General features: G+C 64.1%; 11 protein-coding genes. 8 read left to right on the top strand and 3 right to left on the bottom strand.

Going from position 1 to position 14,245, the window contains the following annotated elements; translation table 11 throughout:
• The first annotated feature begins 223 nt into the window (after positions 1–223).
• The 6 genes from JQ632_RS34585 (at position 224) to JQ632_RS34560 (ending at position 7,065) form a co-directional block, all read left to right on the top strand.
• Positions 224–1,087, top strand: coding sequence for a hypothetical protein (locus JQ632_RS34585; protein WP_212407206.1), 864 nt, complete (start codon positions 224–226; stop codon positions 1,085–1,087).
• Positions 1,088–1,248: 161 nt separating this feature from the next.
• Positions 1,249–1,833 carry a LysE family translocator gene (locus JQ632_RS34580; RefSeq protein WP_212407205.1) on the top strand — a complete coding sequence of 195 codons (585 nt, stop codon included), beginning with the start codon at positions 1,249–1,251 and terminating at the stop codon, positions 1,831–1,833.
• A gap of 434 nt (positions 1,834–2,267) precedes the next feature.
• Positions 2,268–3,398: a sugar ABC transporter substrate-binding protein gene (locus JQ632_RS34575; protein ID WP_212407204.1), complete on the top strand. Its 1,131-nt coding sequence runs from the start codon at positions 2,268–2,270 to the stop codon at positions 3,396–3,398.
• Positions 3,399–3,462: 64 nt separating this feature from the next.
• Positions 3,463–5,004 (top strand): sugar ABC transporter ATP-binding protein, encoded by a 1,542-nt coding sequence (locus JQ632_RS34570; RefSeq protein WP_212407203.1) that lies wholly within the window; start codon positions 3,463–3,465, stop codon positions 5,002–5,004.
• Positions 4,997–6,109, top strand: a complete 1,113-nt coding sequence (locus JQ632_RS34565; protein ID WP_212407202.1) for an ABC transporter permease — start codon at positions 4,997–4,999, stop codon at positions 6,107–6,109. Before JQ632_RS34570 ends, JQ632_RS34565 begins: the two co-directional genes overlap by 8 nt.
• The gene (locus tag JQ632_RS34560; protein WP_212407201.1) at positions 6,106–7,065 is read left to right on the top strand and encodes an ABC transporter permease; all 960 of its coding nucleotides are present in this window, start codon (positions 6,106–6,108) and stop codon (positions 7,063–7,065) included. Before JQ632_RS34565 ends, JQ632_RS34560 begins: the two co-directional genes overlap by 4 nt.
• 14 nt (positions 7,066–7,079) lie before the next feature.
• Here the strand turns inward: JQ632_RS34560 and JQ632_RS34555 are convergent, their stop codons facing one another.
• Positions 7,080–7,979: an SMP-30/gluconolactonase/LRE family protein gene (locus tag JQ632_RS34555; RefSeq protein WP_212407200.1), complete on the bottom strand. Its 900-nt coding sequence runs from the start codon at positions 7,977–7,979 to the stop codon at positions 7,080–7,082.
• Positions 7,980–8,127: 148 nt separating this feature from the next.
• Positions 8,128–9,351 (bottom strand): SMP-30/gluconolactonase/LRE family protein, encoded by a 1,224-nt coding sequence (locus JQ632_RS34550; protein ID WP_212407199.1) that lies wholly within the window; start codon positions 9,349–9,351, stop codon positions 8,128–8,130.
• 340 nt (positions 9,352–9,691) lie between these two features.
• On the opposite strand from JQ632_RS34550, the gene JQ632_RS34545 reads away from it, so the two are divergent.
• On the top strand, positions 9,692–11,017 hold the full coding sequence (locus tag JQ632_RS34545; protein ID WP_212407198.1) for a hypothetical protein: 1,326 nt from the start codon (positions 9,692–9,694) through the stop codon (positions 11,015–11,017).
• A gap of 20 nt (positions 11,018–11,037) precedes the next feature.
• Here JQ632_RS34545 and JQ632_RS34540 read toward each other — a convergent pair whose 3' ends face one another.
• Positions 11,038–12,099, bottom strand: coding sequence for a Cj0069 family protein (locus JQ632_RS34540; protein ID WP_212407197.1), 1,062 nt, complete (start codon positions 12,097–12,099; stop codon positions 11,038–11,040).
• Between the two features lie 527 nt (positions 12,100–12,626).
• Here JQ632_RS34540 and JQ632_RS34535 point away from each other — a divergent pair.
• Complete coding sequence (locus tag JQ632_RS34535) at positions 12,627–14,189, top strand: 2-isopropylmalate synthase (RefSeq protein WP_212407196.1); 1,563 nt, start codon at positions 12,627–12,629, stop codon at positions 14,187–14,189.
• The last annotated feature ends 56 nt before the right edge of the window (positions 14,190–14,245 follow it).

The raw sequence follows: 14,245 nt of genomic DNA, 5'->3' as shown, positions 1-14,245 counted from the left end.
CTCGCCCTTCTCAACCGCCACCATAAAGCGCATCCGCTCGTCCACGGCACAGGTCTCCTTCCAACCCATCGGCAAAGTCCTCCTTGCCGACAGTTGACCTGTTACCCATGTCGTCGGTCTATTCTGTTACCCATGTAGCCGGTTAGGACCCTTTCTTCCTTCTCTCCCTGTGGGAGAAGGTGGCGCGCAGCGCCGGATGAGGGGTCTCTTTCCGCGCATTCAAATGGACAGAAGAGTTCGCGGAGAAGGACCCTCACCCGGCTTCGCGCTCCGCGAAGCCAGCGGCATCGAAGGCATCCTCGAATGCCTGCGCGCCCGCTACGAGGAATGCCGGCGCACCGGAACCGACGGCAAGCAGCTCGCGCAGGAGGTTGGCGACGTCTACGTCTTCGTGTTGCTCAACTCGATGGAATCGACCGCCCTGATCCATCTCGGCCAGTGGCGTCGGCTGCAGCGGGAGACCGTCGCGGCGCTGGCGCTGGCGGAAAAGAACGCCATTCCGCCGGCCATGGCGCTGTGCCGGCTCGCGCTCGCCTGGCTGCACGTCGAGGCGATGGATTTTGAAGGCGCGCGCGACCTCTGCGAAGGCGTCGATGAAGCCGTGCTTGCGGAAAATCCCTTCGCCTTCTTCTATCAGCGCGCTGTTCTCGCCAAGGCCTTTGTCGGCATGAACGAGCCGCAACGCGCCAAGAGCCAGTTCGACAGCGTGCAGCGCCGGCTCGAATCCGATGCCATCATGCTGGACTACACGATCTACGCGCAGCTTCATCATTGTCTGGGCGAGCACGGTCTCAACACCGGCGACATCGCGCTGGCGCGGCGGGCAGCCGACGAGCTCTACGCCTATGTGGGGCGCGCACCCGACCTCAACCATCTTGCCCAGGCCGACGGCCTGCGGGCTCGGATCGCGACCGCTGCGGGCGATCGGGACGAGGCGCTGTCGCACCTCACGAACGGCTTCTCGATCGTCGACAAGGAAGATCTTCCACTCGCGGCCTGGCGTGTCTACGACAGTGCCGCCGAGGTCTTCGCTGCTATCGGCGACGCCGAGCGGGCGGCCACCTTCGCGGCCGTTTCGCGGAAGTGATCCGCATGCTCGCGGACAATTTTGCCCCCGACGATCGCCTGCACAAATCCCTGATGGCTGCGCTTGCGGCGCGGACGGTGGCAGGCTCGCAAAGGTGAGCGTGGCCTGCGGAACATGATCGAGATCAAGGTCCTGGTCGCCAGTCCGGCTATGAAGCTGCAATGGACGTTCTGCCCTTCATTCTCGCCACGGCTTCGCTGCTGGCAATCCCCGGTCCGACCAATACGCTGCTGGCCACCTCAGGTGCCGGAATCGGCGTCGCCTGCTCGCTGCCGCTTTTGGCGGCCGAGCTTGGCGGATATTTGCTGTCGATCATGCTGCTGCGGTCGGTCTTGGGACCTTTCATGCATGCCGTGCCCGTCGCGGGGATCGTACTTCGGATCGTCGTGTCCGCTTACCTGATCTACCTCGCCGGCATGTTGTGGCGGCACGGCGGGCATGAGATCGCCGGTCGCGCGCCGGTGTCATTTCGCCGTGTGCTGATCACCACCTTGCTCAATCCCAAGGCGGTGATCTTTGCCTTCACGCTGCTGCCGCTGCAGGTCGAAGCTTTCGACCTGCTGCCCTGGCTTGGGCTGCTGGCGGTCCAGATCGTTGCGATCGGATCTGCCTGGATCGCATTCGGCGCTGCACTCGGCCGCGGATTGCAGGGCGCCGGGCGCCCGCTGCTGGTCTATCGGCTCAGCGCGCTCGCGCTCGTCGTGCTGGCGGGAATGATCGGCGTGCAATCCTTGACCATGGCCTGAGCTGATGGCGGTGCGGCGCCGGCGGTGCCGCCTCCGTCATGTAGATGAACAGGAGTTGGCCAGCTCCGGTGTCGACGGCAGTTTTCCCTGAGTCTCATTCTTTTGGCGTCGCGCTTGCGGGGCAGGCCGCGGAAGGTTGGCTTGCTATTTGCCGCGATGACTTGTGCAGTTGCGTCGGGTCAAGTGAGATGACAAGCATCCATTTGTCATCTGTACATTTTTCGGCGGCCGACACGGCACCCTGCTGGTTTCCGCAATTGGGATGGCTCCCTCGGCATGTGCGAAGCGTGCCTGGGTCTGCGGTCGGCCTTCGGCTTGTGCGCATCGAAGGTTGCGTGCCATCCTAGCCGCGTAATTGCACGGGAAGCCAAATTCCCGGCATGGCCGTTGGGCCACTCATGGGTTGGAACACAAAACCCCTAAGGAGATGGGACATGAAGTGGACGCTTCGTCTTGCGGGGCTGGCTTGCGCCGGCCTCCTGCTATCCCCGGTCACTGTTTTGGCAGGCCCCAAGGTGGTGTCTGGTCCGGGCGCCGATCCGGGATGCTTCAAGCCTTGGTCGAGTTCGACCAAGTTTTTCCAGTGGGACAAGAAGCCGGGCCCCTACAAGATTGCGCTCGTCAACGGCTTCGTCGGTAACACCTGGCGCATCCAGATGGTGAAGACGGCAAAGGCCTTCGCCGAGCAGCCCGGTATCAAGGAGAATATCAAGGAGTTCAAGGTGGTTTCGACCGGCACCGATGTTGCAGCGCAACTCGGCGCGATGGAGGATTTCATCAATCAGGGCTTTGACGCCATCGTCACCATCGCCGTGGCTCCCGACGGCTTCGACCGCATCATCCGGCTCGCGGACAAGAACAATGTTGTGGTCGTCCCCTTCGACAATGTCCTCGATACCGACAAGGTGATGATGGTCAACGAGGACCAGAAGGAAATGGGCCGCATGTCGGCGAAATGGATCATGGATGAGAGCGGCAAGAAGTCCGGCGACATCCTCGAGGTCCGCGGACTGCCCGGCAACTCCGTCGATCGAGACCGCCACCTCGGCTTCCGCGAGGTCATGGAAGCGCCCGGCAATAACTTCAAGATCACCGAAGTGGTCGGCAATTGGGACACCGGCACCTCGCAGAAGGTGACGGCGGACGCGCTTGCTGTTCACGGCCGTTTCGACGGCGTGTTCACGCAAGGCGGCTCCGACGGTACTGTGCAGGCGATGATGGCGGCCAAGCATCCCTTCGTGCCGATGTCGGGCGAGGGCGAGAACGAATTCCGCAAGCAGATTGCCGATCATGCCAAGGACGGGTTGAAGGGCATGTCCTATGGCCAGTCGCCCGCCCTGGTCGCCATCGCCACCAAGGCCGCGATCTCGGCGTTGCAAGGCAACGTCATGCCGCAGCTGATCTCGATCCCGATTCCGGTCGCGACCTACAAGGACCTCAAGCCGGGCACAAACTACTGGCCAGAGCTCAACGCGAACTTCTTTGCGCCGAACCAGTTCACGCCGTGCGGCGTGAATTTCACGGCGCCGGAGATCATGGCGCAGAGCGAGAAGAACACTCAGTGACCATACGCGATATGTCTCGGTTGCGGCCCGGCGTCAGCCGGGCCGTCGCTGTGTGAGAACGGCCATGCCGGACGCCGTCCCGACGCAAGGAGCCTTCCTCGCACTATCAGGTATCTCCAAGCGCTACGCCGGCGTGCGGGCGCTTGAGGGTGTCGACTTCGCCTGCGAGCGCGGCAAAATCCACGCCGTGCTCGGCGAAAACGGCGCCGGCAAATCGACGCTGATCAAGATCATTGCCGGCGTGGTGCAGCCCGACACCGGCACCATGCGTCTGGCCGGCAACGACGTCAGCTTCGCCTCGCCGTCGGCCGCCAACGCGGCCGGCGTGGTCTGCATCTTCCAGGAGCTATCGCTGATGCCCGACCTTTCGGTCGCGGACAACATCTCGATCGCTTCGCCGCCGCGTCGCTTCGGTCTGATCGACGCGCGGGCTCAGCGGCGGCGCGCCGAGGAATTGCTGGCCGAGATCGGTTGCGAGGACGTCAATCCGCTGATGCGTGCCCGCGACCTGCCGCTGTCGCGTCGCCAGATCGTGGAGATTGCCAAGGCGCTCGGCAAGAAGCCGCAACTCCTGATCCTCGACGAGGCGACGTCGGCCCTGACCAGCGCCGACGTTGAGAAGGTCTATGCCATGCTGGCGCGACTCAAATCCGAGGGCGTCGCCATTCTCTACATCTCGCACCGCATGCACGAAGTCGAGGCGTTGGCCGACCGCGCTTCCGTATTCCGCAACGGACGCCACATCGAGACATTCGACAAGGGCATGCGCTCGACCGGTGATATCGTCCAGCTCATGATCGGTCGCGACATCGCGGCCCAGTATCCGCCAAAGCCGGCGCGCAAGGCCGCGAAGCCGATGCTGGCGCTTGAGAACCTGTCCTGGGAGGGCCGCCTCGATCGCATCTCGCTCAGCATCGGCGCCGGCGAGATCGTCGGGCTCGGCGGCCTTGATGGCCAGGGCCAGAAATCGCTGTTGCTGGCCTTGTTCGGCGTGCTCCGCGGCGTCAGCGGCCGCATCACGGTCGAGGGCCGGGAGGTGCACGCCGGCTCGCCGGCGGCAGCGAAGTCGGTGGGCATCGCGCTCGTCCCTGAGGACCGTAAGACCGAGGGGTTGATGCTGCCGATGTCGATCGCAGACAATCTGGCGATCGCATCGCTCAGCGCGATCTCGACCGGCCCCTTCGTGGATCGCGCCAAGGAGAGCGCGGCAGTCAAGCGCGCGATCGCCCGGTTGCAAATCAAGATCGGCGCGCCGAACGATCCGGTGTCGACCTTGTCGGGCGGCAATCAGCAGAAGGTCGTGCTCGCCAAATGGCTGATGACCGATCCGCGCATCATCCTGCTCAACGATCCCACGCGCGGCATCGATGTCGGTACCAAGCAGGAGCTCTACCGGCTGATGCGCGAGCTCGCTGACCAGGGCGCGGCAATCCTGTTCTACTCGACGGACTATGACGAGCTCATCGGCTGCTGCGATCGTGTGGCGATCATGTATGACGGGCGCATCGTGCGGGAGCTCGAAGGCAGCGAGCTGACCGAGACCAACATCATCGCGAGCGCGCTGAATATCGACGCGGCGGTCAATGGCGGGGCCGCCCATGCTTGACGATGTCGCTATCAAGGTCCGCCAGAATGTCGGCATCGTCACCGTCGTCCTGCTGTTCTCCATCCTCTATGTGCTCTACAACCTCGCCCATCCCAAGGGCTTCTCCTCCGCCGTTTTGGTGCAGAACGGCAATGAGATCTTTGCGCTCGCGATGGTCGCGATGGCCCAAACCGTGCCAGTGCTGGCGTCGGGGCTCGATCTCTCGGTCGGTGCCGTCATGACGATGGTGGGCTGCTTTGCGAGCTATCTGCTGACGGGCGCGGTTGGCGGCACGCCGTTGCATCTCGACATTTTTGGCCTGCATCTCGCCCTCGGTACCTTTCCAGGCGGGATCAACGGCATCCTGCTCGGGATCGTCCTGTGCCTTGCGATCGGCACGACGGCCGGCTTCATCAACGGATGCATCGTCGTCTATGGGCGGATCCAGCCGATCATCGCGACGCTTGCGACGGGCGCCGTCTATATCGGCATCGCGCTGTTCCTCCGTCCGACGCCCGGCGGCAAGATCGACGAGGATCTCAACTGGGCGCTGACAAATTCGCTCGGCGACTTTGCCGCGACCGTGCACATCTTCGACGACGGGGCTGCTGGCTGGTTTGCGCCCGTCGCGTGGGTCCCGGTACCTTTCGTGCTGCTCGCCTTGATCGCGCTCTTGGTCTGGGTGCCGTTCCGGCGTTCCGTTCTCGGCCGCGCTGTCTATGCGGTGGGATCAGCCGAAGGCGCGGCCTACATGTCGGGCCTTCCGATCGATCGGGCGAAGATAGCAGCCTTCACGCTCGCCGGCTTCTTCGCCGGCTGCGGCGGTCTATTCCTGGCAATCCAGACCTCGTCGGGCAACGCCGACATTCCGCAGGCCGGCGCCTATACGCTCAACTCGATCGCCTCGGTCGTGATTGGCGGCACATCGCTGCTCGGTGGCACCGGCAGCGCGATCGGCTCGATCTTCGGCGCGATGGTCTTGCGTGTCATTTCCTTCTTCTTCCGCATCTTTGATATCGCACCCTTGCTGCAGCCGCTCTTCGAGGGCCTCATCCTGCTGGCGGCGGTCAGCATCGGGGCGCTCGGCGTGCTGCGCGTCAAGAACACGTTGGAGCTCTTTCGATGACGTCGGCCTCGCTCGGCCTGTCGCGCGACGACCGCCCGATCCTGATTTCGGCGCTGTTCATCCTCGTCATCCTGGCGGCGGGGACCGCCTATACGGTTGCCCGCTTCGGCAGCGCTCCGCTGCTGTCGCCCACCTATCTGCTGCAGCAGCTCCAGATCGGCGCTTTCCTGGGCATCGTGGCGGCCGGCATGATGATCGTGATCTTGATCGGCCAGATCGATCTGTCGGTGCCCTGGACACTCGCTGCCGCTGCCATGATGGCGACCTCGATCGGGGGGCCGTTCGCAATTCCCGTCGGGCTCGGGATCGGTCTTCTGGTCGGCCTCGTCAACGGCGTCGGGGTGGCCTATCTGCGCGTGCCCTCGATGATCTTCACACTGGGCGTCAACGCGGTGATGCGCGGCCTGATGGTCGCCCATACCGGCGGCTACGCGCCGCAGACGGCGGCGACCGATCTGATGCGAACGCTCGCCGCCGACCGCACGCTGGGCATTCCCCACGCCTTGTTCGTCTGGGCCGCAGTCTCGGTGCTGGTCGTAGCTATGCTCCAGCGCACCGCGCTCGGTCGTTACATCTATGCCATCGGCAACAAGGAGGCTGCCGCCTATCTCGCCGGCGTCGACACCCGCCGTGTCACAGTGATCTGCTTCGTCATCTGCGGCGGTGCGGCCGCGCTCGCCGGTGTGCTGCTGGCCGGCTATTCCACAAAAGCCTATCAGGGAATGGGCGATGCGTATCTGTTGCCGGCGATCGCCGCGGTCGTGATCGGCGGCACCAATATCCTGGGGGGCCGTGGCTGCTATCTAGGTACCCTGATCGGCGTCGTGCTGATCGTGCTGCTCAACAGCGTCCTGTCGATCATGGAGATGCCCGAGGCCGGCCGGCAGGTGATCTACGGCCTCGTCATCATTCTGATGCTGCTCGTGTATGGACGCGGCGAACGCGTCGTAAGCTAGCCTCAGGCCGTCCCTCAGACCGCCGCCCGCGTGTTGAGATAGATCGAGTAGAGCGAGGTCTGACCGCAGATGTAGAGCCGGTTGCGGCGCGGGCCGCCGAAGCACACGTTGGCGACGATCTCACCGATCGGGATGGTGCCGAGATGCGTACCGTCCGGCGCGTAGCAGAACACATTGCGGCCCGCGGACGTCCAGATGTTGCCGTGGATGTCGCACCGGAACCCGTCGTACAGGCCTTCGGCGCAGGTGGCGAACAGCCGGGCATCTCCCGTACCTTGCCCCGTCGTCTCATAGGCCCAGATGGTCGCGGGCAGTCCGCGCACATGCGTCGCGCCCGTGTCGGCGACGTAGAGCCGCGTCTCGTCGGGCGAGAAGGCCAATCCATTGGGCTGTACCCGGTCGGACACGACGCGCGTGATTTTTCCCGTGCTGCCGTCGATCCGGTAGACGTTGGAGGCCCCGATCTCGGAGGGGCTTTGCTGCCCTTCGTAATCGCTATCGATTCCGTATGTCGGGTCGGAGAACCAGATCGAGCCGTCGGACTTGACCACGACGTCATTGGGCGAATTCAGCCGACGGCCTTCGAACTGATTTGCGAGTACGGTGATCGAGCCGTCGTGCTCGGTCCGGGTGACGCGCCGCATGAAATGCTCGCAACTGATCAGCCGTCCCAGACGATCGACCGTATTGCCATTGGAATTGAAGCTCGGCGAGCGGAACACCGATACCGATCCGTCCGTCTCGTCGAAGCGCATCATCCGGTCATTCGGAATGTCGGACCAGACGAGATAGCGGCCAGCCGGGAAATAGGCCGGGCCTTCGGCCCAGCGGCAGCCCGTGGCAAGCTTTTCGAGATTGACGTGGCCGATGACTAGCCGCTCGAAGCGCGGATCGTGGGTGACGTACGGGAGCATCCGTCCTCCTTGAGCAATCCCAGGTTCTGAGATGCCTGAGCGCTTGCGCCTGTCACTCTCATCAACCCGACCGAATTTGCAAGACCGGCTTTGCAAGACTGCGATACGGCGTCGACGTGTGTGCCGACGCCGCCTTCGCGTTTGTCGTTCAGCCCGGCCCTGCGCCCTGTGTCGCGGTGTACACGGCGTAGAGCGATTGGCTCGCGGCCATGAACAGGCGGTTCCGCTTCGGCCCGCCGAAGCAGACGTTGCCGCAGACTTCGGGCAGGCGGATGCGGCCGATCAGCTTGCCTTCGGGCGTCCACACCGTCACGCCGCTGTAGCCGACGGCGCGGCCGGCATTGCTGGAGGCCCATAGATTGCCCTGGACGTCGCAGCGCAAACCGTCCGGTCCGCACTTCACGCCGTCCACCATGCAATCGCTGAACTTCTTGAGGTTCGACAGCTTGTTGTCGGTGCCGACGTCGAACACGAAGATCTCGCCTTTGCCGCCGGCGCCGGTGTCGCCAGGTCCCTTGCCGGTGCTTGCGATGTAGAGCTTCTTGAAGTCGGGCGAGAAGCAGAGGCCGTTGGGATCCGGCACCTGATCCTCGGTGACTACGAGGTCGATCCGGCCGGACGGATCGATGCGATAGCAATTGGTCGGCAGCTCGCGCTTGCCCGGCACGAAGCCGGCCGGTTGTCCGATCTTCGGGTTGAGCTTGCCGCCCGCATTGCTCGGTCCGCCCGCGACGTCGGGCTCGCCCTCATAGAGCTGGCCGCCATAGGGCGGATCGGTGAACCAATAGCTGCCGTCGGGATGTGCGACGACGTCGTTGGGCGAGTTCAGCTTCTTGCCGTTGTAGGAGTCGGCCAGCACCGTCGCGGTGCCGTCGTGCTCGTAGCGGGTGACTCGACGGGTCAGGTGCTCGCAGGAGAGCTGGCGTCCCTGGAAGTCGAACGAGTTGCCGTTGGAGTTGTTGGAGGGCGTACGGAACACGCTGACGCGGCCGTCATCCTCGGTCCAGCGCATCTGCCTGTTGTTGGGAATATCGCTCCACAGGAGATAGCGGCCCTGCGCGCTCCAGGCCGGACCTTCGGCCCACAACACGCCTGTATACAGACGCTTGATCGCAGTGTTGGGCTGCGCCAGATCCTCGAAGGAGGGGTCGACCGCGATGATATCGGGGTCCCAGAAATAGGTCGTCGGCGCGCCGTTCGGCCCGAAATCGCGCGGCGGTGTCGTGATCGTCGTCGGCGGTGCGACGGGCCCGTTTTGCGCCAGCGCTCCGCTGGCTGCTGCCACAGTGGCGCCAGCGCAGACCGCGAGCCCCTGGACAAGTCGTCGTCGTGAAAGCGTAGGATCTCGATCGCATTCTTCTTGCGGCGTCATCGCTTCCTCCCGGTTCTTGGACTGCTGGCCAGTTGATCCGGCCGAGCAATCCAAGGTTAGTCCGGTCCGCGCCCGGTTGCGAGCGCCGCGTGTCGTCCCTGCCTCGATTGAGGTGTTGAGGTGTGCAATGCGAGACGATGCGCTGAATTCAATTTGTCACGCGCGAGCCATCATGTTACCAAAGTGCGCGGCGGACGGCCGCGTGTTTGCAGCGCTATCGACATGCGGCGATTTGACCGTCCATTTCCTCAGGTTGTGTGAAGTAATTAACACACCTGATGTCGCATTGCGCCTAGTTCTGGGTCGACAGGGTCCACCGAGCAGGCGCAAGGAGGCCGTCATGAGAGCGGCAGGGGGTGTCGTCATTCTGGCCATGATCGCGGGTTCGTCGTGCCGGGCCGATGAGTGTCAGAGCTTTTCCGCGAGCACGATGAAGGCGAATGGTGCGGTCGCCGTGGCCAAGTGGCGAACCGACTATCCGTCGATGCGGCCCAACCCTTCTGCTCAGCAGCCCTGGGAATCCATCAAATTTCGCGAGGCGCCGGCCGACTACATGAACGCGGTGCTCGGCACCGCAAAGACATCCTTCAAAATCGTGGATCGCAAGCTCGTCGGTACCGGCCAGGAGGAGTGGTACATCTCGCAATGGCTCGACTATGGAAATTCCGGGCGCGAGCCGTTGATGGGATTGACCAAGGAACGCAGCCCCGACGCCAAGGATCTGTCCAAGACCAGCGGCGACAAGTATCAGGTCTGGGCGGTCGGCTTCTACAACAAGCCGGGAGCTGCCGTGTTCGGTGAGGTGTTTGCCGAGCCCTGCAATCCGTCCTTCCCGGTCGCGATCAAGTTTCCCAACGACACGGCGTCGGTCAAATTCCTGTTCACCGATGCCTCGCCCGACGAGGTCACCTATCTCCAGGGGGCACCGGAATACGACGCCTTCATCGACCCTGTGCCGACCGGGTCAGGGCCCACGGGTCACCCTGCCGACACACGCTCGATCCGGACGCTGCGTCTGCTCCAGGTCGACATTTCGGTGAAGGATAGCCGGTCGCAGGAGACCGGATGGGTGTTCGGAACGTTCGTCTGGCGCGGCCCGCCGAAGGGCGACACCCTGTTCGACAATCTCGTGCCGGTATCGCTGCAATGGGGCAACGATCCCGGCGTCTATGACGGCACGATCCGTCAGGGCTGGACCAATCCCGATCTGCGCGACGTGACCTATGGCTGGGACGAGCGCCCCACCATGGGCTTCATGGGGCGTGCCAACGGGCCCGCCGACAACATTCGTTCGTCCTGCCTGTCGTGCCACGGGGCGGCACGCACGCCGCGCGCCTCGATCGGGCTGCTCGGCAGCGGCTTCAAGTTGAGCGATCTCTCCGATGCCGCGAAGGTCAAGGCCCATGTCGACACATGGTTCCAGAACATCAAGGCCGGCCAGCTCTTCCAGCCGTTCGAGCCAGCGGCGTCTGCGCTCGATTATTCGCTTCAGCTCGAGGCGGCGGTGTCCCGGATGTGTCAGGCTTGCCAGACCGGCGACCTCCGCGGTCCGACGCCCAACGTGTGTCGCTCCACAGGCTTCTACAATCGGCCGGTCTGCAACGCGCCGATGGAAGCGAGCGCCCGCCAGCGGCTGCTCGGCCTCGTGCCGCCGCCGAGGCAGTAGCGCCGACATCGGGAGATGGCTCACCTGACCTTCTGCAGTCGCTCGCCGACGGTTCTTGCGATGGCTGCAGGGGCTTCATCGGGAATCGCAAAACACGAGCTCGCGTTGATCTCGCAGAGGACGTAGGTGTCGGCTCCATCAGCGTCGCGTGGTCCGTAGAGGAAGTCGGCGTCCCAGATTACCGGCAGCGCCGGCGCCGCGATGCCGAGTACGGCCATCATCTGCGGTGTCCATTCGTCTTCCATCTTCCGTCGCAACGCCCTAAACGGCGGAGCGTTCGGGCCGTGCATGATCCGCGGTCCGGGCTGCGCCTCCGGCGTATCAGGGCCTTCGGGCGGTGGCGGCACCAGCGCCTTGATCAATTGCTGCCCGAAGCCTGCGACCTTGGATCCGCTCATGTAGCAGCGGATCATTCCCTCGGGCAGGCGCGGCTGGAATGCCTGGTCGATGATGCAACCGCCCCACCCGAAATAGGGCTCGCAGCGCGCCATCAACGTGTCGAGTGGGATGTCCTCGGGGATGCTGGCGTGTTGCGCGTGCAGGACCCGGACCATTGCCGCCGAGCCCGGCAGCGCCTCGACCTTCCAGACCCCTTGGCCGCCATTACCGCGGTTCTGCTTGAGCACGCGGGGACCGCCCGCGCGCAGGCGCGAAGGGAAATTTACGCGGAAGTCAGCGGCGCTGTCGTAGCGATGCGTATCGGTGCCCCAGCCGAGATGGCGCGTCCGATAGAGCACGTCCTTGACGCCCATTTTCAGAATCACGTCGGGATGGGCGCTCACCCACGGGCCGCGCGCGGCAACCTCGCGCAGCAGCGAATCGAGCGCCGCGCGCGTCTTGCCCTGATGGATGGGATCGACCCAGACGAGGACGCCGTCGACGCCGAGCAGCTGGTCGCGCACGGCGTCGGCAAAACTCTCGTCGTAGACGGCTGGCTGTGCGTCGATGCCGCCACCCGCAAGCGCCTCGAAGACGCGGACGAAGCGGCTGTTCTGCGCCGTCGTGTCCCGGCGCGCGGCGGCGTCGCCGCGCGAGACGATGGCGATGGTGCGACGGGAAGGGGAGAGACGTTCGGTGTCCATGCGCAAGCTCCACGACGGATCGGGTGTTGCGCAGAGCTTGGACGAGACGTCTCACGGGGAGTCTGCTTGTCCCCACGGCTGAGAGCCTACGTGACTTCGCAGCGGTAATTCAAGACGAGGGCGGCCCCAGCCCAGGCTTCGACCGCGCTGTCCCAAACAAGGTCAATCAACCTGACCATCTTTTTGGCGTTGCAGTTGCTGCCCTTTCTCGTTTAGAAGGCCCTGAGCGAGCCGTCCGGCAACGAACCTTCAACGGTTTTGGCCGAAGATTTCGGGGCTCAAAAGGGTCTGGCAATGCTGATTCGCGGCCAAAAGCATGGGATTTCGGGGGAGGTGGCTCTGGCCGCTGGTCCGTCCGCGCCCCTGGCCGCCATCCTGCCCACCCTCCTTATTGGCGGGCTTCTTCTTACCTGCCCCTGAGGGCCGGCTGGGCGCCACGCGCCTGGGCACTCAGGGGTTGTACGAGATCACCGGACACCTCCAGCGCCCCAAGGACGACAGGCGCGAACGCTTAAAGGAAATTTGAAATGGCCCCCGTGAACAAGTCCGAGAAGGACCGCGTCATCATTTTCGACACCACGCTGCGCGACGGCGAGCAGTGCCCCGGTGCCACCATGACCTTCGAGGAGAAACTCGAGGTTGCCGAGCTCCTGGACGACATGGGCGTCGACGTCATCGAAGCCGGCTTCCCCATCACCTCCGAAGGCGATTTCCAGGCAGTCAGCGAAATCGCCCGCCGTTCCAAGAACGCCGTCATCGCAGGCTTGTCGCGCGCACATCCGGCCGACATCGACCGTTGCGCCGAAGCCGTCAAGTTTGCCAAGCGCGGCCGCGTCCACACCGTGATCGCAACCTCGCCGCTGCATATGCGGGTGAAGTTGAACAAGACCCCGGACCAGGTGATCGAGACCTCGGTTGCCATGGTCGCGCGTGCCCGCAACCTGATCGACGACGTCGAATGGTCGGCCGAGGACGGCACCCGCAGCGAGATGGACTTTCTCAGCCGCATCGTCGAGGCCGTCATCAAGGCCGGCGCCACCACGGTGAACATCCCCGACACCGTCGGCTACACCACGCCGGACGAATATACCCACTTCATGAAGACGCTGATCGAGCGCGTGCCGAACTCGGACAAGGCGGTGTTCTCCGTCCACTGCCACAACGACCTCGGCATGGCGGTAGCGAACTCGCTCGCTGGCATCGTCGGCGGCGCGCGCCAGGTCGAGTGCACCATCAACGGCATCGGCGAGCGCGCCGGCAATGCCGCGCTCGAAGAGATCGTGATGGCGATCAACGTGCGCAACGACAAATTCCCCTACTGGAACAAGATCGACACCACGCAGCTCACCCGCGCGTCCAAGGTGGTGTCGGCAGCGACCTCGTTTCCGGTGCAGTACAACAAGGCGATCGTCGGCCGGAACGCCTTCGCGCATGAAAGCGGCATCCACCAGGACGGCGTGCTGAAGGACGCCTCGACCTACGAGATCATGCGGCCCGAGATGGTTGGTCTGAAGCAGTCCTCGCTGGTGCTTGGCAAGCACTCCGGCCGTCACGCATTCGTGCATAAGCTGGAGGAGATGGGCTACAAGCTCGGTCCGAACCAACTGGAGGACGCCTTCGCGCGGATGAAGGCGCTCGCCGACCGCAAGAAGGACATCTACGATGAGGACATCGAGGCGCTGGTCGACGAGGAGATGGCCGCTTCGCACGATCGCATCAAGCTGACCTCGCTGACCGTGATCGCCGGTACCCATGGTCCGCAGCGCGCGACCATGAAGCTCGACGTCGACGGCCAGACGCGAATCGAGGAAGCCGAGGGCAACGGTCCGGTCGATGCCGTCTTTAACTGCATCAAGGCGCTGGTGCCGCACGAGGCCAAGCTCGAGCTGTACCAGGTCCACGCCGTGACCGAAGGCACCGACGCGCAAGCCGAAGTCTCGGTGCGGCTGTCGCATGACGGCCGCTCGATGACGGCGCGTGCGGCGGATCCGGACACGCTGGTGGCGTCAGCCAAGGCCTATCTGGGCGCGCTGAACAAAATCGTCATGAAGCGCCAGCGCGACACGGTGCAGACGGCGGCTGCGAGCTGACAAGCGGAGCTTGTCATTCCGGGTTCGGCTCTTGGAGCCGCCCCGGAATGACGGGC

The organism is Bradyrhizobium liaoningense, from assembly GCF_018130955.1.
Classification (GTDB): domain Bacteria; phylum Pseudomonadota; class Alphaproteobacteria; order Rhizobiales; family Xanthobacteraceae; genus Bradyrhizobium; species Bradyrhizobium liaoningense_C.
Note: the sequence above shows the minus strand (reverse complement) of the source record. Positions and strands in the feature narration are given on the sequence as shown.

What these genes read in the sequence shown, in the direction of transcription:
- JQ632_RS34585 (WP_212407206.1), top strand. Translation starts at nt 224, where the DNA reads ATGGACAGAAGAGTTCGCGGAGAAGGACCCTCACCCGGCTTCGCGCTC.
- JQ632_RS34580 (WP_212407205.1), top strand. Translation starts at nt 1,249, where the DNA reads ATGGACGTTCTGCCCTTCATTCTCGCCACGGCTTCGCTGCTGGCAATC.
- JQ632_RS34575 (WP_212407204.1), top strand. Translation starts at nt 2,268, where the DNA reads ATGAAGTGGACGCTTCGTCTTGCGGGGCTGGCTTGCGCCGGCCTCCTG.
- JQ632_RS34570 (WP_212407203.1), top strand. Translation starts at nt 3,463, where the DNA reads ATGCCGGACGCCGTCCCGACGCAAGGAGCCTTCCTCGCACTATCAGGT.
- JQ632_RS34565 (WP_212407202.1), top strand. Translation starts at nt 4,997, where the DNA reads ATGCTTGACGATGTCGCTATCAAGGTCCGCCAGAATGTCGGCATCGTC.
- JQ632_RS34560 (WP_212407201.1), top strand. Translation starts at nt 6,106, where the DNA reads ATGACGTCGGCCTCGCTCGGCCTGTCGCGCGACGACCGCCCGATCCTG.
- JQ632_RS34555 (WP_212407200.1), bottom strand. Translation starts at nt 7,979, where the DNA reads ATGCTCCCGTACGTCACCCACGATCCGCGCTTCGAGCGGCTAGTCATC.
- JQ632_RS34550 (WP_212407199.1), bottom strand. Translation starts at nt 9,351, where the DNA reads ATGACGCCGCAAGAAGAATGCGATCGAGATCCTACGCTTTCACGACGA.
- JQ632_RS34545 (WP_212407198.1), top strand. Translation starts at nt 9,692, where the DNA reads ATGAGAGCGGCAGGGGGTGTCGTCATTCTGGCCATGATCGCGGGTTCG.
- JQ632_RS34540 (WP_212407197.1), bottom strand. Translation starts at nt 12,099, where the DNA reads ATGGACACCGAACGTCTCTCCCCTTCCCGTCGCACCATCGCCATCGTC.
- JQ632_RS34535 (WP_212407196.1), top strand. Translation starts at nt 12,627, where the DNA reads ATGGCCCCCGTGAACAAGTCCGAGAAGGACCGCGTCATCATTTTCGAC.